The sequence below is a fragment of the Alteromonas sp. 5NS40-0096 genome, assembly GCF_057544385.1.
Window position 1 is genome coordinate 60475 of the sequence record NZ_BAAJLQ010000002.1, and the last position, 21661, is coordinate 82135.

At 46.2% G+C, this 21661-nt stretch carries 17 protein-coding genes; 10 read left to right on the forward strand and 7 right to left on the reverse strand.

The window, feature by feature from the left end:
• Positions 1-5 precede the first annotated feature (5 nt).
• The 6 genes from ptsP to AC27G9_RS06265 all read left to right on the forward strand — a co-directional run bounded on the left by ptsP (position 6) and on the right by AC27G9_RS06265 (position 6897).
• Positions 6-2297: a phosphoenolpyruvate--protein phosphotransferase gene (gene ptsP / locus AC27G9_RS06240; RefSeq protein ID WP_487073627.1), complete on the forward strand. Its 2292-nt coding sequence runs from the start codon at positions 6-8 to the stop codon at positions 2295-2297.
• 154 nt (positions 2298-2451) lie between these two features.
• Positions 2452-3246, forward strand: coding sequence for a sulfite exporter TauE/SafE family protein (locus AC27G9_RS06245; protein WP_487072184.1), 795 nt, complete (start codon positions 2452-2454; stop codon positions 3244-3246).
• 3 nt (positions 3247-3249) lie between these two features.
• Positions 3250-4056 (forward strand): prolipoprotein diacylglyceryl transferase, encoded by an 807-nt coding sequence (gene lgt, locus AC27G9_RS06250; RefSeq protein WP_487072186.1) that lies wholly within the window; start codon positions 3250-3252, stop codon positions 4054-4056.
• Positions 4057-4068: 12 nt separating this feature from the next.
• Positions 4069-4902, forward strand: coding sequence for a thymidylate synthase (locus AC27G9_RS06255; RefSeq protein ID WP_487072188.1), 834 nt, complete (start codon positions 4069-4071; stop codon positions 4900-4902).
• A gap of 9 nt (positions 4903-4911) precedes the next feature.
• Positions 4912-5928, forward strand: coding sequence for a response regulator (locus tag AC27G9_RS06260; protein WP_487072190.1), 1017 nt, complete (start codon positions 4912-4914; stop codon positions 5926-5928).
• Positions 5929-5931: 3 nt separating this feature from the next.
• On the forward strand, positions 5932-6897 hold the full coding sequence (locus AC27G9_RS06265; RefSeq protein ID WP_487072192.1) for a GGDEF domain-containing protein: 966 nt from the start codon (positions 5932-5934) through the stop codon (positions 6895-6897).
• Here AC27G9_RS06265 and AC27G9_RS06270 read toward each other — a convergent pair.
• The 6 genes from AC27G9_RS06270 to rapA form a co-directional block, all read right to left on the reverse strand.
• Positions 6879-9059, reverse strand: coding sequence for a response regulator (locus tag AC27G9_RS06270; RefSeq protein WP_487072194.1), 2181 nt, complete (start codon positions 9057-9059; stop codon positions 6879-6881). The genes AC27G9_RS06265 and AC27G9_RS06270 overlap by 19 nt on opposite strands.
• 121 nt (positions 9060-9180) lie before the next feature.
• Positions 9181-10503 carry an AmpG family muropeptide MFS transporter gene (locus AC27G9_RS06275; protein WP_487072196.1) on the reverse strand — a complete coding sequence of 441 codons (1323 nt, stop codon included), beginning with the start codon at positions 10501-10503 and terminating at the stop codon, positions 9181-9183.
• A gap of 132 nt (positions 10504-10635) precedes the next feature.
• Positions 10636-10959 (reverse strand): hypothetical protein, encoded by a 324-nt coding sequence (locus AC27G9_RS06280; RefSeq protein ID WP_487072198.1) that lies wholly within the window; start codon positions 10957-10959, stop codon positions 10636-10638.
• A gap of 216 nt (positions 10960-11175) precedes the next feature.
• A complete protein-coding gene (locus AC27G9_RS06285; protein WP_487072200.1) occupies positions 11176-12036 on the reverse strand; it encodes a DUF3530 family protein in 861 nt (286 codons plus the stop codon).
• 82 nt (positions 12037-12118) lie between these two features.
• A complete protein-coding gene (locus AC27G9_RS06290; protein WP_487072202.1) occupies positions 12119-12823 on the reverse strand; it encodes a pseudouridine synthase in 705 nt (234 codons plus the stop codon).
• Positions 12823-15648, reverse strand: a complete 2826-nt coding sequence (rapA, locus tag AC27G9_RS06295; RefSeq protein ID WP_487072204.1) for an RNA polymerase-associated protein RapA — start codon at positions 15646-15648, stop codon at positions 12823-12825. The genes AC27G9_RS06290 and rapA overlap by 1 nt, the downstream gene beginning before the upstream one ends.
• Before the next feature lie 366 nt (positions 15649-16014).
• On the opposite strand from rapA, the gene AC27G9_RS06300 reads away from it, so the two are divergent.
• The 4 genes from AC27G9_RS06300 (at position 16015) to AC27G9_RS06315 (ending at position 19814) form a co-directional block, all read left to right on the forward strand.
• Positions 16015-17412, forward strand: coding sequence for a PhoH family protein (locus AC27G9_RS06300; protein WP_487072206.1), 1398 nt, complete (start codon positions 16015-16017; stop codon positions 17410-17412).
• A 219-nt stretch (positions 17413-17631) separates the two neighbouring features.
• Positions 17632-18486, forward strand: coding sequence for a response regulator (locus tag AC27G9_RS06305; protein ID WP_487072208.1), 855 nt, complete (start codon positions 17632-17634; stop codon positions 18484-18486).
• 162 nt (positions 18487-18648) lie between these two features.
• The gene (locus AC27G9_RS06310; protein WP_487072210.1) at positions 18649-19389 is read left to right on the forward strand and encodes a hypothetical protein; all 741 of its coding nucleotides are present in this window, start codon (positions 18649-18651) and stop codon (positions 19387-19389) included.
• Positions 19386-19814: a hypothetical protein gene (locus AC27G9_RS06315; protein ID WP_487072212.1), complete on the forward strand. Its 429-nt coding sequence runs from the start codon at positions 19386-19388 to the stop codon at positions 19812-19814. The genes AC27G9_RS06310 and AC27G9_RS06315 overlap by 4 nt, the downstream gene beginning before the upstream one ends.
• 93 nt (positions 19815-19907) lie before the next feature.
• Here the strand turns inward: AC27G9_RS06315 and AC27G9_RS06320 are convergent, their stop codons facing one another.
• Complete coding sequence (locus AC27G9_RS06320) at positions 19908-21626, reverse strand: Na+/H+ antiporter NhaC family protein (protein ID WP_487072214.1); 1719 nt, start codon at positions 21624-21626, stop codon at positions 19908-19910.
• Positions 21627-21661: the final 35 nt, after the last annotated feature.

Here is a 21661-nt window from a genome sequence, read left to right on the forward strand (position 1 = left end):
GCAACATGCTGACAATACTCAAGCGTATTGTTCAGGAGGTCACCCAGATCCCGCAACTCGACGTTGCGTTGTTCAAGCTCGCCAGTCGCGTAAAAAGCACGATGGGAGTCGATTCGTGCTCTATTTATCTCGCCGATTACGACAATCAAGAATTCGTGTTAAAGGCCACTGATGGTCTAGACCCAGAAGCAGTGGAACGGGTCCGTATTGGTTTTAACGAAGGCCTAATTGGTCTTGTAGGCCAGCGCGAAGAGCCTCTTAATATTCGCAATGCGCATCAGCACCCTCGATTTAAACACTACCCCGAAGTAAAAGAAGAAAACTACAACGCTTTTCTTGGTACGCCGATAATCCACCAACGTCGCGTTGTTGGCGTATTGACAATGCAACAAAGTGAGATGCGACGCTTCAGTGAAGATGAAGAGGCGTTTCTGGTCACGCTTGCTGCCCAACTTGCGCTTGAAATAGCCAATGCACAAATGCGTGGCGCGTTAGTCGCCAATACTTCTGTGAATCTGACTTTGCAGCAAAACAAAGTGCATGGCATTGGTGGCTCCCCGGGTTTGGCAAAAGGAATAGGCTATGCAGCCGATTCCAAAGTGGATTTGCGAAACTGGGTAGTGAGAAAAAGCAAAGATACCGACAATCAAATTAAGTTGTATCGTCGTGGCGTCGAAATTACGCGCGGCCATGTAGATGAGTTGTCGAAGGGCTTGGAATCTGAAATTCCAGATGATGTGAGATCTATCTTTCAGCTCTATCATCACCTGCTCGACGCCAACAGTTTAGGGCGAGAGGTCGAAGCCAAGATTCGCGAAGGATGGGATGCGGGCTCGTCATTAAAAATGGTGATTGATGACTACGCCGCGCGTTTTCGAAGTATGGAAGATCCATACATGCAAGAACGCGCCATTGACATCATCGATTTATCCAACCGAATTTTAATTAATATTTTGTCCGTCTCTGGCGGTGGTGACGTAGAAACCAAGTTGCCGGAATGGGATACCATTTTGGTTGCAGAAGAAGTGTCCGCCACTATGTTAGCGGAATTCCCTCGGGAATATCTAAAAGGTATTATTTCAATTCGCGGGTCAAACAACTCTCATGCGGCAATTTTAGCTCGCGCGATGGGTGTGCCCGCGGTGATGGGGTGCCAAACGTTATCGCCAAAACTTCTCGAAAGCAAAGCCATATTGCTCGATGGTTATTCCGGTGAAGTCATTGTGTCGCCAGAGCAAAGTATTCTCGATGAGTTTACCGCGCTGATTGAAGAAGAAGCCCTCTTTGCACAAAAAATAGAACAAGAAGCCGACCAGCCTTGCTGCACGGAAGATGGCTGCGACATGGCATTGTTTATCAATGCGGGCTTGTCTGCGGAAATAGAAGTCGTATCGCACAAGCAAGGCAGTGGGGTCGGTTTGTATCGCACAGAAATCCCCTTCATGTTGCGTGAAAGTTTCCCCTCGGAAGACGAACAAGTAAAACTATACCGACGTGTGCTTGAAAGCGCGCCGGAGAAGAGTATTACTATGCGTACTTTGGATGTTGGTGGCGATAAACCATTGCCTTACTTCCCGATAACCGAAGAAAACCCATTTTTAGGGTGGCGTGGTGTCAGATTGACGTTAGATCATCCTGAAATTTTTCTCGTTCAAATTCGCGCCATGTTGCGAGCGAGTATAGGCTTGAAAAACTTGCAAATCATGTTGCCCATGATTTCGTCGATCAGTGAAGTTAACGAAGCCACTCGTTTGATTGAGCAAGCGTTTTTCGAAATCGCCGATGAAATTAAAGGCCAAGGGTTGAAATTGTACAGGCCTAAAGTCGGGGTCATGATCGAAGTCCCTTCGGTGCTTTACCAATTGCCTCAGCTAGCGGCAAAAGTCGATTTTTTCTCTGTCGGTAGTAATGACTTAACCCAATATCTACTCGCGGTTGACCGCAACAATGCTCGTGTTGCTGGCCTCTATAATAGTTATCATCCAGCCGTACTGTCCGCGTTATACGACATTGTCCGTCAAGCTGAACAGTATAATGTGCCTGTGACCATTTGTGGTGAAATAGCGGGCGAACCCGGTGGGGCGATACTATTGCTAGGCATGGGGTATCGCCGTTTGAGTATGAACGTCCATAGCTTGAGAAAAATCAATTGGGTACTTCGCAATGTCAGCTTAGAAGAGAGCGAGGCGCTACTGTCAATGGCACTTACGGCAGAAACTCATGAAGACGTATTTGAGTACGTAAACACGTATCTCGAACAAAAAGCGTTGGGTGGGTTAGTACGAGCCGGCGCTTAAGATACACCTCTCACCGCATTACCTCTAGTGTTTAAACACTAACGTGAATAGATTGTCATCATTGACACTGGTTCAATTCGTTCATGCAGATGTGTTAACCTAGAGCGGAATTTAACCTCGGTGCATCAAACACCTAAAACAGTGAATTTTTTCCATGTTGCTATTCGTGATTGCTTGCTTGTTGTTAGGCAGTATTGTTGGGGTGTTAGCGGGCATGTTGGGGATTGGCGGCGGTCTAATTATCGTGCCTGTTTTGAGCTATTTGTTTACAGAGCACCTTGCTTTTGATGCTTCTGTAGCAATGCCTATTGCTATCGCCACATCGCTCTCGACGATTATTTTTACTGGCATGTCCTCGGCGCGTGCCCATTATAAGTTGGGGAATTTAGACACCTCCATTGTCATATGGGTGGCGTTGGGTATTGCTTTTGGTGCAACCATGGGGGCACAGATTGCCAGTATGCTACCAGCACAACAGCTAACGGTTGTTTTTGCGGTTCTGGTATTGGGCGTCGCGGCGCAGATGGTGTTTGGGAAACCTAAACCCTCGCGATTCGAAGCCAAGCCGTTGCTACTGGTTATCGTAGGCCTTATCGCTGGTATTCTTGCTGCGATAATGGGTATTGGCGGAGGTGCATTGTTGGTACCGGCTCTGATATTGCTTCAAGTCAATATTCGCATCGCCATCGGCTGCGCAGCATTGAGTGGTATCGTGATCGCCATTTTCGGTACATCCAGCTTTATCTATGCAGGGTGGGGGCAGGCTCTACCTGATAGCACGTTAGGATACGTATACTGGCCTGCGACACTCAGTATTGCTGCCACTTCTGTGTTCACCGCCGGAGTAGGCGCGCGAATTGGACAAAATCTTCAAACTGACAAACTCAAAAAGGTATTTGCAGGTTTGTTGGTACTAATTAGTTTAAAAATGATTATAGGAATGACCTAACACATGGGGAACGAGGACTTTTTTGTATTTCCAGCTATTGATCCAGTGATTTTTTCGATTGGAGATCTGAGTGTTCGCTGGTACGGCATGATGTACCTAATTGGTTTTATCGCCGCATATTTATTGGCAAACCGCCGCTTACCGCAAACGGGCTGGAGCAAAGACCAACTAGGCGACCTGCTTTTTTGGGGGTTTTTAGGCGTTATTCTCGGTGGTCGCATTGGGTATGTTTTATTCTATCAGTTTGGTTTGTTTTTAGACGACCCACTGTATCTCTTTAAGATTTGGACGGGGGGAATGTCTTTCCACGGCGGCCTGCTCGGCGTATTGGCTGCGTTGTATCTACAGTCAAAACGGTTAGGTACAACGTTTTTAACCGTTGGTGATTTTATTGCGCCATTGGTGCCTATTGGGTTGGGCGCTGGGCGTATTGGAAACTTCTTAAATGCTGAACTTTGGGGTAGGCAAACGGATGTTGCTTGGGCTGTTATCTTCCCCAATGCAGGGAATATTCCGCGCCACCCATCTCAGCTATATGAATTTGCACTCGAAGGTGTAATACTGTTTATTATACTCTGGCTATATTCAGCGAAACCGAGGCCTACTGGAGCGATAAGCGGCGTATTTTTGTTGGGATACGGTACTTTCAGGTTCATTATTGAATTCTTCCGCGAACCTGATGCGCATTTAGGTTTGTATCAAGTAGGGTTGAGCCAAGGTCAATTGCTGAGTATGCCAATGATATTGCTAGGTGCTTGGTTGATCGCCGCCGCCTATCGAAATCAAAAGACCACTGCGACCAAAAACTAATAAGAACAAAACATGAAAGAGTATTTGAAGTTGATGCGCCACGTTAGGGATAACGGCATCAAAAAAGAAGACCGAACGGGCACAGGTACACTCAGCGTATTTGGTTACCAAATGCGTTTTGACTTATCGGAAGGCTTCCCGTTGGTGACGACGAAAAAGTGCCACCTGAAGTCTATCATCCATGAATTGTTGTGGTTTCTCAAAGGCGAGACCAATATTGCGTATTTGAAAGATAATGGCGTATCGATTTGGGATGAATGGGCAACAGTTGACGGTGAGCTAGGGCCTGTTTACGGCCACCAATGGCGCAGTTGGCCAACTCAAGACGGGCAAACCGTTGACCAGATTAGTGAGTTAATTGACCAGATCAAAACGAATCCAGATTCCCGTCGCCTTATTGTCAGTGCTTGGAATCCTGCGGTATTACCAGATACTCAGTACTCTCCAAGAGAGAATGCGAGCAATGGAAAGCAGGCATTGCCACCATGCCATACCATGTTTCAGTTTTACGTGCTCGACGGTAAGCTATCCTGTCAGTTGTATCAGCGCAGTGGCGACGTCTTTTTAGGTGTGCCATTTAATATCGCCAGTTACGCATTGTTGACCATGATGGTTGCCCAAGTGTGTGACCTTGAACCTGGCGATTTCGTACATACTTTTGGCGATGCACATTTATATTCAAATCATCTTGAACAAGCGGATTTACAACTGTCGAGAACGCCGTATCCAAGACCGAAGATGGAAATAAACCCAGAGGTCAAAGATATATTCTCATTCACGTTTGATGACTTTCAGCTTGTTGACTATCAAAGTCACCCTCACATAAAAGCACCCGTTGCGATATAGGAGAGTGTGATGACGACACAAGTCTTGATATGCGACGATTCTCGTTTTGCGCGAAAGCAAATGGCGAAATCGATCCCCGATGGTTGGGATGTTGAAATCAATTTCGCTGAACATGGACAGCAAGCACTTGATATGATCAAGCAAGGAAAGGGCGACGTCCTGTTCCTTGATCTCAATATGCCTGTTCTCGACGGCTATCAAACAATGGAAGTCATTCGCAAAGAAGATTTGCCTACAATGGTTGTAGTTGTTTCGGGAGATGTTCAACCTGAAGCACGAGAGCGCATGCTGGCGATGGGGGCTCTGGACTTTATTCGCAAGCCAATCGATAACCAGAAGTTGGTTGCGCTATTGCGACAATACGGTATTTACTCCGGCGATGGCGATGCCAAAAAGCGCAAGATTGTCGAAACCAGCGTATCTGACTCTCAAGATGATCGCATTGACGCCTACCGTGAGCTAGTTAATGTGGCAATGGGCCAAGCCGGGGAAAACCTCGCGAGAACCTTAGGTGAGTTTATTGATTTGCCTATTCCCAACGTGAACTTCATCGAAACCAATGAACTTCACATGGCAATTGCTGAGATCAATGCAAATGAACGGGTTTCTGCGGTATCAAAAGGTTTTGTCAGCGCGGGTATTCAAGGTGAGGCATTGGTCATTTTTAACGACACCAATACCACGAATATCATTACACTATTGGGTTATGACAGTATTAAAAACTCTGAACATCTAGAGTTAGAGGCATTGATGGACGTTTCTAACATCCTTATTGGTGCTTGTTTGAATGCGCTTTCATCTCAACTCAACGTCAAGTTTAGTCATAGTCACCCCATCGTTTTAGGCCGACATCGCGGCTTAGACGTATTGCTGAGCGACAACATTTCCCGTTGGAGCAAACTCATGGCAATCGAAATCGGCTATGCGATTAAGAGCCGAGATATCAGCTTTGATTTGTTGTTACTGTTTCCAGATCACGCGATGGAAAAAGTGTATCAACGTCTTGTTTCAGTCAGTGAGGAGTAGCCGATGTCTATATCTGATTTAGCCGATATTCACTGGCAACAAGACTTACTAGGCTCGATTGAAGTGGGCATTGTGGTTATTGATAAAGCGTTCAACGTGCAAGCGTGGAACCAATTTATGGAAAATCACAGTAATTTATTGCCATCTCAGGTAATGGGTAAGTCCTTGTTCACAAGTTTTCCTGATATCGATGAGGCCTGGTTAACCGCGAAAGCAGAGCCTGTGTTTAACCTCAATACGCCTGTGTTTTTAATTTGGGAACAACGGCCATATTTGTTCCGATTTTCGAGCAATCGCCCTGTTACTTCGGCCTCAAGTGTGATGTACCAGAATGTCACCATGTTCCCTCTCGTGTCGAGCACGGGGGAAATCGATAGGTTGTGTATGATGATCTACGATGTGACAGACCAAGCGTTGAGTAAACTGAGAGTTGAAGGGTTAAACGAAGAACTCAAAGTGATGAGCCGGGTCGATGGTTTAACTGGCTTGTACAATCGCCGATATTGGCAAGAGCGATTCGACAACATCTATAAACTGGCCAAGCGCAGAGAAAAGCCTGTAACGGCGATTATGTTGGACATTGACCACTTTAAAAAGGTCAACGATACCTATGGTCACCAAGCTGGCGATAAAGTCATTCAGTCGTTGGCTAGAGTCATTAAGAAGAGTATTCGTGAGACGGATTTAGCCGGTCGTTATGGTGGTGAAGAATTTGCCGTGGTACTGACTGATGCAACGGCAGAAAATGCCAAAATTGTAGCGGAACGCATTCGACTCTTGGCTCAAGCATTGATTGTTGAGCATGAGGGGCAAGAAATTCGTTATACGGTAAGCCTTGGCCTTGCCGAATATAACCCGGTATGTCCTTCCGCAATGGCTTGGTTAGAATATGCGGATCAGGCGCTTTACGATGCCAAATTAGGTGGCAGAAACCAGTCTCGAATCACGAACTATGAAAGGGCTTTGTAAGCATCAATTGATATTGATAGTGACAATGTGTTTTTCAGTTCTTGATAAGATACAGGTTTTACTAAGTGATAACGCATTCCCGCCTGCCGGGTTTCAAGTTTATCCGACTCATAACTGTGTGCGGTGACTGCGACAATCGGAGTAGTCACTCCCTTTTCCCTCAGTATTCGTGCTACTTCGATTCCCGATACATCAGGTAAGCTGATATCCATCAAAATGACACTAAATGACGTGGTACTGCACAAGTTAATCGCATCTTCACCATCGCTGACGTGAGTGGCTTTGTAGCCTAAATTAGTGACCATATGAACCATAATTTCTGCATTTACTGGCTCGTCTTCGACAATCAAAATTTCCGAGTCTAATTTACTCACTGCGATTTGTTTTTCACGACTGGACAGTTGGTGCAAGCTATCAATAAACCGATTGATATCTAGCGGTTTGACGAAGGTTTGCCATACCTGAGCATCACTTAGTGCAACGATGTTTGCGATATCGGGTGTGGCAGACAGCAGAACTACCGGGGGGGCTTTTGTACCGTACATTGCCGATACCGCCTCAGCCAATTCAACACCGTCTATTCCCGGCATGAAGTAGTCGGTGAAAATACCGAGGTAATCTGTAATCGCGTCTTTCTTGCTTAAGAATTCAGCGGCAGATTTGTAGATATCGACTGAAAAGCCCTCGGTTTTGATCAAGTTTTGCAGGTGTAGACGGCTAATTTCAATATCATCGATTACTGCGAACTTGCCCTGCGGCGGTGCGTGTTGATCAATAGTTGAAATAGCCGATGGATAAACAGGTACCTTGATAGAAAAGGTCGAGCCCGCGCCGAGGTCACTGACCGCTGTGATTGTGCCGCCAATCACAGATAACTGCTCTTTGGCCACGGCAAGGCCTACACCTGCCCCGGAATAACGATATTTCGGACCTATGTACACTTGGGTAAAGCGTTCGAAAATGATCGAGACATCGCTTGGGCGCATGCCAATGCCACTGTCAGTCACATCAATGCTGAGTAGTAAACGCTTGTCCTCTACACTGATGTCTACACTGACGCTGATTTCGCCTTTTGCGGTGAACTTTACGGCGTTATCAAGCACATTTTCAATCGCTTTTGCTATCGCACTGGGATAGCCCTCGACGTAATGGGGGAGCGTTCTTTTGCAGCTAACATACAAATCTAAACTTTTATCTCTCGCTACGGCTGACATGGGTGAAATGGTATCGTCGAGTAACCTGATTAAGTCAAAAGGCACACGTGGCGGGGGCTGGTGGTGTTGTTCCTCATCGAGTATGTCTAGCAAATTATCGGTCAATCGAAGCATCTGATAACAAGCGCGCTCTGCCCGCTTGGTCAGTAAGGACTGTTTTTCTTGTAGATTGGGTAACAATTCAAGGGTACCAATAATGGCATTCATGGGTGTGCGGAATTCATGACTCAACTTGGCAACGTATTCTGAGCGAATTTGTCTCGCACGAATTTTCCGCAGGCGCTCTTTGCCAAGAGGAGAGTCATCTACTACTTCTTCCTCTGTATAAAACAAGCGGCGAGCGAGTGGCCTAAATAAGGCAATGCCCAACAACACTAGGCATACGTTAATCAATGTCCAAAAGAAGATGTCAGCCCGTTTTTGCGATTCGATACTGGCATTAAGTTCATCTTCGAACATTCTTACGGCAGTATCGAGTTGGTTGAGGATCGTTGTGATCTCTGACACGCTTTTGCGCTCTTGGTTGGCCAATTCCAATGGTGTCATATCAGATACGAGCAAAGCGTCAGTTGCATAGGCACGAACTCGAGTGTCCAGTGGGTTATCCGCGCCAAAGTAGTAGTCGCTGAGTGCTGGCGATAGTGAATGAATTTCACCTTCTATCGGTTGAGAGCCAGTGATCATTTCGTGATTGATTAAAAATTCTTGGGCGCGGAATCGCAATTCTCTTTGGATAGACTGACGTTGTTCGTTGGTTAGGCGGTTGCTGCTCACTAACAATTCGTAAAGCAATGCAATGCGTTGGGATAGCATGCGCTGCATACCCGATTTGTTAATAATACTGGGTGATAAGGTTTGTTCTTGGTGTATGAATAGCGAATAGGAAAAAGCAATAGCGATCAACAATGCGATGCCTGCCAGTGCCGAGACATATGTCTTGGTGAACATCCCCTGTAACCTTTCGCTATCCACGCTTTTCCCACTTTTTGATCCCTGTCTATTGAAGATAGAAGGGGGCAGCTTTGTTTGTCAAAGTGGTAATGGTACGAAATCGACAAATAGCTTGTATTTACACGCTATTTTGCTCTTGTTCAGTGATTTTACCTTTTAGCGCTCGCAAAAATAGCAGGCTGGGGATGACCATTAAGGCGGTGAGTAAAAAAAACAGCGACCAATTGCCATTCAAACCGTCGACTAAAAAGCCGCTGGTTGACGCCAGTACGGTTCGTCCTGCGACGCTCAATGATGCCATTAAGGCGTATTGTGTGGCACTGAATGTTTTGTTACACATCAGTGAGATAAATGCCACCATCGCGACCGTGCTCCAAGACGCTGTGAAGCCATCAACAATTACCGTTGCCGCGAAAAGCCAAGGATTAGGGCCGACTAAAGCAATAACGCTGAACATCAAATTGCTGGCTGCCATTGCAATTCCCGCAATCATGAGACCGCGATAAATACCGTATTTGATATTCACCATGCCACCAATAATGGAGAAAATGATGGTCACGCCCCAGTTCAATAGTTTGGATAGGCTGCCTATCTCTGCATTACTGAAGCCAATCTCCTTGTAAAAAACGAGACTCATTTTGCCCAAAAAGGCTTCGCCAATTTTGAACAAGAAAATGAATAACAGAATAGATAGCGCGAATTGCACACCATTGCGGGTAAAGAATTCGCGAAATGGTTCAACAAGCGTCACCAGTAACCATGTGAGCAAGGCGTTTTGTTGCCCCGTGGAATGTTCGTAACGTTGAGCGGCAGCTTGCAAAGTTTCAGCTCGATTGACGACTGGCTCTTTCGACCATAAGGTTGCCATCATCAGTAAACCCATTCCAGCGGCCATAAACAAGTAGATATCGGGCCATTGTAGTTGAGTGAAATCGACCAAAAAGAAGGGAATGGCACCTAAACCACCATACCCTGTCCACCAACCCGCAGTCGCTACCGAAGACGCCGCGGACAGCTTATCTTTTTCATTCTCGTCAATCACATCGATACGAAACGCATCGATGGCGATATCTTGTGTAGCGGAAGCCAGCCCGATAATAACGCCAATAAAAGCCATGGTGTAAAGGCTCTGTTGCGCGTCCAATGTCGACATGAACACACAGGCAATGGCGATGATGCTTTGCATTGTGATAATCCAACCACGGCGCTGACCGAGATAAGGTAACTTGATACGGTCAACAAGAGGAGACCATAAAAAGTTAATTGAATAAACAGCAAAAACCGCCCCGAACAAGCCAATGGTTGAACGAGAGAGTGATTCATCGGCAAGCCAAGCGGTCATGATGGAACCTATCATTAACCAAGGAAAGCCGCTGGCAATACCAAAGAAAAAAACACTGACTAAGCGTCGGTCTTTAAAAACCGTAAGAAGTTGGGTCACAGATAACTAGTTTCCAAATGAAAGGCTTGGCCATTTGATCATGAATTGAAAGGGGATGCAACAACCGACAAAACACTGCTTAATGACTTGTACCAGGTATCTCGCCAACGTGGGATAGCGAGATGAAATGACCTAAGGGCGAATACCAATACAATCGAATGGGCACATGCCTTTACCTTCCAAGAAGGCAACACAATTCGTCAATTCCTCAACTAAATACTGATCGTACTTCAGTTTGTCTTCAGACCAGAAATGGGCTTGGTGCAATAGATGCCAAAATACTCGTTCTTTTTGGGAATAGGGGTGTTCGAATTTATCGGTGACCTGACACCACTCTTCGAGGGTGTCCCAGAAAAACAATTCGATTTCGCCATAGGGGATCTCGCCCAGCCAATATGCTCGAAGATAAAAGCACAACTGTTTCGCTTTATTGTCTATGAACGGTTTTACTAGCACGGATTGCGGTCGCCAATGAGTTCTTCACAAAAGTATAGCCACCCTCGTGTGATTTTCCTTCCACATACGCAATAATGCGACAAAACCAAAAAGCAGGTGTAAGGAAACACGGGCTTTTTCGTCGGACTATAGTGGGCATGTGTAAATCATAGGCGTAGATAGTAGCTTTGTCCAGACGGTCAACTCATTGTGCCAATAAAGAACAAAATCAGAAGGTTACCAACCCATGTGGGTGAGCCAGCCTTGAATCTCCTTACTCAGCCAAGCGACATGCGGGGAGAGGGCGTCCGGTTGGCCAGAGGATGCTACTCGGCTGCCATTAATCACCTTTTGCCTGTAGTGCATTTTGAGTTGGCGTATTGCTTTGTGTCTTCGGTCAGATAACGTCATCGCATCCCAGTTGTTAGACTGAGGCGCGCCAATGTCCAACAATGGGCTGGTAGTCATGGCAACATTATCTGTGACTTTTTGGTTGTGCATCCGCTCTGGCCAATATGGCGAAATGGTGACCAAACTATCCGGCGGTGCGATTTGTCCTTCTGCCGTCAGGGCTAAAATATGCGCCGCATGCATACCGTGACTGACAATAATTTTGAAGCCTTGGTGGTTGGATGTGTGGTTGTAGAGCGCGGCAATCAGCTGCATCATTTGCGTTTGCGTCGATTGATAATCGACGGAGGGATGCAACATACTGTCAATAGGCGCCGAGCCACCTTCCATCGATTTAACCATGTCTTCCGAGCTATCTACCGCCAAGGCATAGGGTACTACCGTGGTGTACCACCCCCAAGAATTGAGCATGGTGGCAAGTTGTTGTCCTTCGGAAAAATTCAAACCATATTGACCCGTCGAGACTAGGATGATGACCGCACCTTTAGAGAGTGGTGTGGTTGGCTCACTATCAAATATGGGGACCGACGTCTCGCCAACCAGCAATGTACTGTATTGGTTTTCTGGCATGTAGCGAAGGTAGTCGTCTTGGACCTGGGCGAGTGTAGGCATAGAGCAAAGCACGAGTGCTAAACACAGTATCAGCAAACTAGAAATATTGCGTTTTGCTAGACCAAAAAAAGCCACATCGCCTCGATTTTATGTCATAGGAATAGTCAGGTTATCGACACATGCTGTAAAACATTTAGCGCTGTAACGTGTTGGCGGATTACAGTGCGACTAGTGACTCATCATTGAGAGGTGCGCAATTGTCAAAGGGCAAGGGTGCCGAAAAGTTATGCCATTCATTTGTCACTGGATGAAAGATACCGAGGCATTGTGCGTGCAACTGCAACCGGTCGGCCATCGTTAGGGCTTGCGCTGAAGCGTAAAGACGGTCGCCCAAAATAGGGTGGCCAAGAGACAGCATATGAACCCGTAATTGATGTGAGCGCCCCGTGACTGGCAAGAGCTTAACTAACGCCCAATCAGGTGCCTGTTGAACCAAGGAATAATGCGTTTGCGCGGGTTTGCCGTTGTCGAAATCGACCATCTGTTTGGGGCGATTTGGCCAATCGCAAATCAAAGGCAGATTAATTTCTCCAGACGTTTGAGCAAGTGTGCCGAAAACACGAGCGAAATAGCGTTTTTTGGTTTTTCGGGTCTCAAATTGGCGAGATAGGTGCCTGTGGCTATCTTTATTCATCGCCAGAATAATGATACCCGACGTCGCCATGTCGAGGCGGTGTACGATTTTAGCCGTAGGCCAAACGAGATTAATTCTGGTGATAAGCGAGTCGCGGTGCGCAGGATCTTTTCCTGGCACCGTCAATAACCCGCTGGGCTTATTCGCCACAATAATATCGTTGTCGTAATAAACGATGTCGAGAAAAGGCGATTGTGGTGGCGAATAAACGAACGGTGGATTTGCCATTAGGGGTTGTTTACCACAATTCGCAAGGCATCAAGCTGAATATCTGCTTCCTGTAGTACTTTATCTAAGGCCTTCATTTGCAACTCGATGAACTCGATTTCCTCGTCGCGAACCGCCGGGTTTTGTGCCTGCAAATCGCGTAAGCGTTGACATTCTGCGCCAAGTGCACCGTGCATGGATGACAAGGCTTCACTCAGAATTTCATTGGCTTTACTGTGCGCAAGGCGTTGTGCTTTTTCTAAATGCAATGCAATGGGCTGTTGCAATGCTTGTGCGAGTTGGTGACTAATCTTTTTGCCCGGGCCTTTGGTTACATCAAAATCCAGCTCCACAGGATTCCCTTGCGCGTCCAAACACAGTCGGATAGGAGTCGAGGGTAAGAACCGTGAAAGTTGCAATGCCGAGGGGGCTTTGGCCGCCAAAACATAAATGGCTTCCAGCCAATAAGCGCCTTTAGGCAGAGTTTTATCCGCGATAAAGCCGACACTAGCCCTGCCGTGAGTATCAGTAAGCACCATATCCATCGCATTGTGCACAAGCGGGTGATCCCAGCTTAAGAAATGCACGTGCTCCAAGGTGGTCGCAACGCGGCGGCGGTAAGTGACTGTCATACCTTCGGGGTCAAGCCCCGGGAGATGGCTAACCATGCGTTCGGTAGGCTTGAGGATAAAGCAATCATTACCCTTTTCTTCTTGCTGTACACCAAGGGCATCAAGCAGTCGGCCCATAAAGCGCTGCAAGTCAATGTTTGAATCAAGCTCAACAATATCTTCGAGTAATGTGTCGACTTTACCTGAGCCTGACGCATTGAGTTCCAACAGTCTATCGCGGCCTTCTTCCAATTGTTGCTTCAGGTTGTCGTTAAGGGTTTTACTCTGTGCTATCAGGTTGTCAGTTAAGCTTTGGTCACTCGGGTGCAACAACGCACCGATAAGGTCAGTTTTCAATGCATCGAATACTGCCGAACCTGTTGGGCAGGTTTCATCAAAGGCGTTCAATCCATGGGTATACCACTGTGACAATACGTTCTGAGCCGTACTTTCAAATACAGGCACATGGATATTCACGTCATTTTTCTGCCCGATACGGTCTAGGCGTCCAATACGTTGTTCGAGAAGATCAGGCGTTAGCGGTAAATCAAACAATACGAGATGCTTGGCAAACTGGAAGTTACGGCCTTCACTACCAATCTCACTACACAAGAGTATCTGTGCACCGTCTTCCTCTTGCGCAAAATAGTGAGCGGCTTTATCGCGTTCGACAATACTCATGCCTTTGTGGAATACCGCATGACGGATCCCTGATTTCACCCGTATCGCTTCAGACAACTGCTGGACGGTGACATCGCTGGCACATATCAATAGGACTTTCGCTGGCTTCACTTGAGGTAAAAACTCAAGTAACCACTCTACTCTGGGATCAATGTCCGTCCAGCTGTCCACGAGTGACGCATCGCGCTCGGGGTAGAGTGCTAATGTAAGGTCGCTTCCTGTCGTCATCGGTTGATAGGCATCAGGTAAGGGCAATGTGTAGTTATGTAAAATTCGTTCAGGGAAGCCTTCTATTCCCGCTCTGCGATTTCGAAATAAAATTCGACCTGTACCATGGCAGTCGATAAGTTGCTTTAACAAAGGTTCACGTTGTTCTGGTGTGTCTAATACTTCGTGATGTGCCATGATTTCAGGCGCTAACTCGACTAACCTTGCCTTTTGCTCGAGCGTCAGAGGTTCGTCTTCTAACAGTGGACTTACTGCCTCTGCAAGGGCGCTATACTGGTTTTCTTCTGCAATAAACGAGTGGTAATCATGGAAGCGAGCCGGATCGAGAAGGCGAAGTCGGGCAAAATGGCTCTCATGGCCCAATTGGTCTGGTGTTGCCGTTAACAACAGCACTGCGGGAATATGCTGCGCGAGCTGTTCTACTAACAGGTATTCTTGCGACGGCACGTCTTTGGACCAAGCTAAATGGTGCGCTTCATCGACCACTAACAGATCCCAACTGGTATCTAATACTTGGGCTTGGCGTTCTGGATTGTCGCGTAAAAAATCCAAGCTACACAGTACCAGCTGATCATTGTCAAATGGGTTGTCTAACTCTTCGGTCAATGCCTCGCATCGGTCTTCGTCGAATATAGAAAAGGCCAAATTGACACGGCGTAACATTTCTACCAACCATTGGTGGACCAAGGAGTTAGGTACAACGATCAAAACCCTAGATGCCTTTCCCGTCATGATTTGCTGGTGGATGATCAATGCGGCTTCAATGGTTTTACCCAACCCCACCTCGTCAGCAAGTAATACTCTTGGAGCATGGCGTTGACCCACTTCGGAGGCAATGTGTATCTGATGGGGAATCAGTTCGATTCGGGCTCCCGTTAAGCCAATTGTCGAAGACTTTGCGCGTTGATGTAAATATTGGGTCGAAGCAAGGCGCAAATCGAACCATTTAGGCGCATCGAGTTGGCCGTTGAACAACCGCTTTTCCGGTTGATTGAGTTTGATGTGGTGGTCTAAAAACGTTTCTGGCAGACGCACTTGCTCTTTGGTGTCTTCTCGAAATCCGAGGTATATCAGAACATCATTGTGGTCTTCGACTTCAGTGATGGTAAGCTCCCAGCCATCCTGACTTTTGACCGTATCGCCAACCTCGAATGCTAAGCGAGTTAGAGGGGCGTTGTCTTTTGTGTAAATACGGCTCTCGCCTGTAGCGGGATACAGCATTTCTACAGCGCGAAAATCGACACTGATAACGGCACCTAAACCCAGTTCGGATTCGGTATTACTCAGCCAGCGTTGGCCTACGGAAAAGACGTTGTTTGAGCTCATAATATCTACTTAATTCAATCGGGCGCGTATTGTACTGGTGAAGTGATGAAGACGCAAAATGAAGCGCGCAAAAGTAGGCAGAAAAGTCGATTTTTTTCATCTTCTACACTACCTGCAACAAGTGGGTGGTATCAACAAAGTGTAGCATAAATCGCGGGCCTCCTGCGGTCACAATAGCAATTCAATTTAATTTACAAATTAACGTGAAAATTAAGTGTAAATGTCACGAAAGTGGATTATGGTGAGTATGTGAGTCGACGCGACACGGAGTGAGTGGTTCGATTCAACTTGCATTCGCTCCCGACGCGAGACGCTTTAACGCACGCAGCAGTTAAGCGCGCTTAGTTATGACCTACGGAGCGACGGATGCCACGAAAAAAATCCCCAGATATCAAAATCTACGTATTAGATACCAACATCCTGTTACACGAACCGCTAGCTTTTACTTCTTTCAAAGAACACGACGTTGTTGTTCCTATGACGGTGCTCGAAGAACTCGACTATATCAAGGACAGTAAAAAGGACGTCGCCCGAGATGCCCGTGTTTCTATTCGTTCAATGGAAGACCTATTACACGATGCTAAACCCGAAGAATTGATCGCAGGGGTCTCAATGAAGGGGCTTGGTGCGGGCGACGCGGCACCTTCGGGCGAGCTTTCGATTTACGCCGATTTGAATATGGCTGAATCGCAACAAGTCTTCACCAGTAACGAAAATGACAATCGAATCATAAATGTCGCACTGATGTTGCAGGCGTCCCATGCACCACAACAAGTCGTATTGGTCACTAAAGACCTTAATATGCGGCTTAAAGCAAAAGGCGCGGGGCTAGATAATGTCGAAGATTACCGAACTGACCAACTCGTCAGTGATATAAAATACTTGTCCAAAGGCTATCACCAGTTTGAAGGTGATTTTTGGGAAAAAGTGAAATCAGTCGATAGTCGAACGGAAGGACGCGACACCATACACACGATTCCTAAATCGATGCTGCCAGAAGCCTATGTAAACGAGTTTTTAGTTGATGATACAGGGCATTTTGCGGGTCTCGTCGAATCCATTACCTCAGATGAGCTCGAAGTCTTAGATCTGGGCTATGAACGGTTAATGGGACGGCATGCTTGGGGAATTTCCCCGAAAAACATTGGCCAAGCCATGGCGTTACACGCGTTACTCGACCCCCATATTGATTTAGTCGTTCTGACAGGCCCCGCCGGTAGCGGTAAAACTTTGTTGGCCTTAGCGGCAGCGCTCGAGATGGTGGTAGAGAAGAACATGTATGACAAGATCATCGTAACTCGTAGCACGCCCGAGATCGCCGAGTCTATTGGTTTCTTACCTGGTACAGAAGAGGAAAAAATGGCACCTTGGTTAGCGGCAATAACAGACTCTTTAGAAGTGCTTCACAAACACGATGAGAACGTCAAAGGTTCGATGAACTACATCATGGAAAAAGCCAATATTCAGTTCAAGTCAGTTAACTTTATGCGCGGCAGGAGCATTCAAAATTCCATCGTTATCTTGGATGAGTCGCAGAACTTAACGGCCTCTCAGCTAAAGACCATTATTACCCGCTGTGGCGAGGGCACTAAGCTAATCTGTGGCGGTAACTTAGCGCAAATAGATAGCAATTACTTGAGCGCCGTTACGTCTGGATTGACCTACCTAGTCGAGAAGTTTAAAAACTTTTCGGGCAGCGCAACGATTAATTTGGACGGTGTGGTCAGAAGCCGTCTGGCTGAATTTGCCGAAGAACAGCTCTAGACTCGTTTATAACGACACAGGGGGACACGGCATTGTGCCCAAAATGAGCGTCTCAAAAGCAGTAACCTAACCGTTATTGCTTTTTGGACGGCTCAATGCAGTTAGTCTCATCGAGTTTCAAAAACAAACAAATTGTTCTACGCTAGTGCGTGTTGAATGTTGCTGTATGATGTTGCAGCGATTTGAATTTGTTAAATGATAGTTGCGTAGGACCTCATCTTGTTTAGGGATTTTCAAGAGTTTAGCCTCGACTTTACTAACCGTCAGTTGATGGTACAGGGAACATTGGTCGATATAGACGATAGGGCATTTGTCATTTTTGAGCAATTGATCAACGCCTATCCCAATACGTGTACGAAACAACAATTACTCAAAGCCGCGTGGCCCGATACCGTCGTCAGCGACTGGTCGTTGTCCAAGTTGATCTCAGACACCCGCAAGATATTCAAAACGGCAGGCTATAATGGCCCTCTATTGCAAACAGTGCACGGCAAAGGCTATCGACTTGCCGTTGAATTGGCTAAACAGCTGGAACAAACTAGCGAACCCACGCCTTCAACCTCCCCAACAATCGCAAACCCGTTAACTAGAAAAACGACGGTGGCACTCTTATTGGTAGGCTCTCTCCTGTTGCTATTATTGTTGGCGACCAACATTGAGCGAGAGACTCATACACTTATTACACAGGAGCCAGTGGGGGCGAACTACCGAATTTTGTGGGTCGATGACAATCCTATTAATAATGAAAAAGAACGAGCGCATTTTGAATCCAACAAAATAGCGGTCTATTCTGTCGAATCGACGGAAGAAGCATTGCGCTTATTGTCACTGTATCAATACCAGTTAGTTATTTCTGATATGGGCCGTCATGACGACAAGCTGGCCGGTATTCATTTACTCGAAAAGATACGGGCGATGAATAACCAAACTCCCTTCATACTTTACACTTGGCACTCTACACCTGAATTGGTTGAAGAAATAAAATCTTTGGGGGGGCAGGCAGTTGCGGTGGAGTCCTTATCATTGTACGACTATGTTGATACCTTTATTGTCGAAGGTGATAAGTCGCAGTAAATACCTTCAATATCGTGTTGATTCAAAATCTTTCAAAACATTTCACAACAATTTAAACCTACTACTCTCTTGTTTATATATAGTTTTTAAGTGTTAGTGCGCTGCGCTAACAGAGGTTAAAACTAACTTTTAAAGAAAGAACACAAAACAAGGGAATGTACCATGTCGAAGCCGTTAATTGTCGTCTTACTACTGATCTGTAGTCAATTTACTCATGCCGGAATTATTTCATATAACGGCTACACCCTAAATGAAGCCACTAACATAGTCACAAACGATGCAACAGGGCTGGAATGGTTACAGTGGGATGTGCTCGATGGTGTTCCTCTAGCTGATGCTGTTTCTAGTGTTGCTAATAGTTACGATGGTGGTGGCTGGCGGCTCGCTTCCAATGACGAAATGGCAGCTCTTCTCAATGCATTTAATTTTGGGGCTAATGCTAGTTTTGTTACTACAGATTCTGTTACTTCTTTCAGTAGTAGCGAAACCGCATTTCAACGAATTTATTACACCCCAGGCGACGTAAACGATTTTTTTGCCGACCCCATAATTCAAATTGTAGAGCTATTTGGACCAACGAATATAAATAGCTCTCTCACGGCTTATTACAATAGTCTTGGCATTACTGGAAGTTTTGCGAGAGTACTTTTTGGTTCTGACTTGAATGGCAATGGTTTGATCAATGCCGCTGATTTTAGTATGGGAACAGTTTGCTCCACGACTTGCCGCTTAGATGATGGTCAGGTTAGATGGATCAATGAAACGACCTCTCAGTTCTTTAGCAATGGCAGTACTGCATTGGTGAGAGTCAGCAAGGTATCTGAGCCTTCTTCTATTTTATTACTTCTAGTATTACTCACTCTTTTCGTTAGAAATGCGTCAAAGGTAAAAAGGAGATCATGATGAATGTGAAAATGTTGTTTTGGGTTCCCTTTGTTTTCTTCGCCTTCGTAAAACCTGCTGTGTCTGGAGATTGGTCTGAATGGCAAGATGAAAAGACGATTAAGCGTGAGAATCGAGCGATCTTGACGATTCAATACCGAACGTACTTTTCTAAAAAATACCTACCACGAGGTCAGTGGAGAGTCACCAATCACTCCGGTGATACGTTTTATTGTGTCGGTATTGGAGATAAGTACTACTCAACCAATGATGGCCCTAAAAAGAAAGGGCAGGTTGGTTGCATTACTCTTGAAGGCTATGCCACGGAAACTTTCAGTAGTGAAACGGTAGGTCTACTAGATGGCGCAAAAATCACCGATGTGAAATTAACCGAAATAAAGTTCAGAACGAGTAAAACGGCTGACACAACGACCATTACGCTGTGAGGCGGTAACTTTAAGGCCGGCCCGTGCCATAATAAAAAGCGGGTGATTATCGGTGCTGGTTTGTACCAGCACCAACTTTTTGCAGCATGCTCTCTATACAAACAAGAGGACGGTCAAAGTCCACAATATGGCCGCCGTAACCGCAGCAAAAGTTGCAGGTACAATCTGCGACTTCACGTGATCCATGAGGTCACAACCCGTCGTCATCGAACTCAAAATTGTGGTATCGGATATGGGCGAACACTGGTCGCCATAAACGCTGCCATTTAAGATAGTCGCAAAACAAACCATCATGAACAATTCTGGACTGGCTAATCCTTGAGACTGAGCAATTGCCCAAGCCAACGGCATGGCCAATGGAAAAGCGATGGCGTAGGTGCCCCAACTGGTTCCCGTAGAAAACGCGATAACCATAGTCATGATTTGCAGTAAAACTGGTAACAGCCAAAATGGCACGCTTTCTCCCAATAATGAGACGAGATATAAACCTCCACCTATTTCCTTGCTGATTGCCCCTATGGTGACGGCTAGCATTAAAATCACGGAAGCGAATACCACGCCTTTCAGACCATTGCCAAATCCTTCTACTAAATTTGATAATGACATGCCTTTGAACAACGCGATAAAAAATGACATAGCCAGAGCAAGACCAAATGCCCAGGTGACTTTAGGTGTGCCCATAAACACAAACGTTAACACCGCTGTAGAGATGAGTGTTACCAAGGGCAAAACAAATTCAAGCACGTGGGGTGTGTAATTCTCAGGTACATCAGTCTCTCGCAACTCTTTGGCACTGAGCGGCATAGCGTTTGGCCCGTCGAGCTCGCCAGTATTGATAGCGCGTTGACGTGCTTCTCGAATACGTCGGCCAGAAAACTTCGTAATATCTAAGCTGAGTAGCAAAGTCCCTATGACTGCCAGAATGCCGTAAAAACTCAGTGGTACACTCTGAAAGAAGAAACTCAGACGGTCAGCTTCCGTCGCCAAAAACGTCACACCAGGGACAAAAATCAATGCTTGGATGTAAGCAGGCCATGCGTTAAAGGCCAGCACTGAAGCAATAGGCGATGAGGTCGAATCCACGATATAACTCATTTCCTCGTGGCTGACTTTGGCTTTGTCGGCGAGAGGGCGTACAGTTGTTCCGACTAAAACCGTGCTCATTGTGCCGCCTTGGAAGAACAATACGCCTAAAAACCATGCCACTAATTTGGCTGATTTTGGGCCTTTTACATAATGTGTTGCCATGTATTGAGCAAACGCACTTGCGGCTCCTGTTTTCGACCACAGGCCAAGCAATCCGCCAAGCAACCAAAGATACAGCACAAGGATACCTGCAGCGCTCGGAGAGGCTAAGTTACTGACCAATACATTATCGATAATGTTGTATTCGGTCATCAGCAATGCGCCGATGATCACTCCAGACAGCAAAGAAATGAGTGGCTCTCGGGTTACAACACAGAGCAATATCGTGATAAACGCCGGTAACAAAGACCAAAAACCATAGTGGAACCCCGGCTTAAGTAATTTCACTTCATCGCCATCGCGAACCCATTGTTGGGCGATCTGAGGGGTGTCAGTGATTTTGTCTAGCGCTTGTTGATTCAACGGGGATGCAGAATAAGCGGGAAGGGAATCCACGGCGACCTTTTCGCCGTCCTTCGAAATGTAATCCAGACCTAGCTCGTCAGTGAGAACAGGCAGTGTTTGCGATTGTTCAATCCACGTTTTTGCATGATATTGCCCGAGATAGAGCGCTGCCACCAGACCAAATATGAAAACCAAAAGCGCAGGTGATTTCATTGATTTCATTAGCGCAACTCCAGCTTTGTTATTGTTTTAATTAA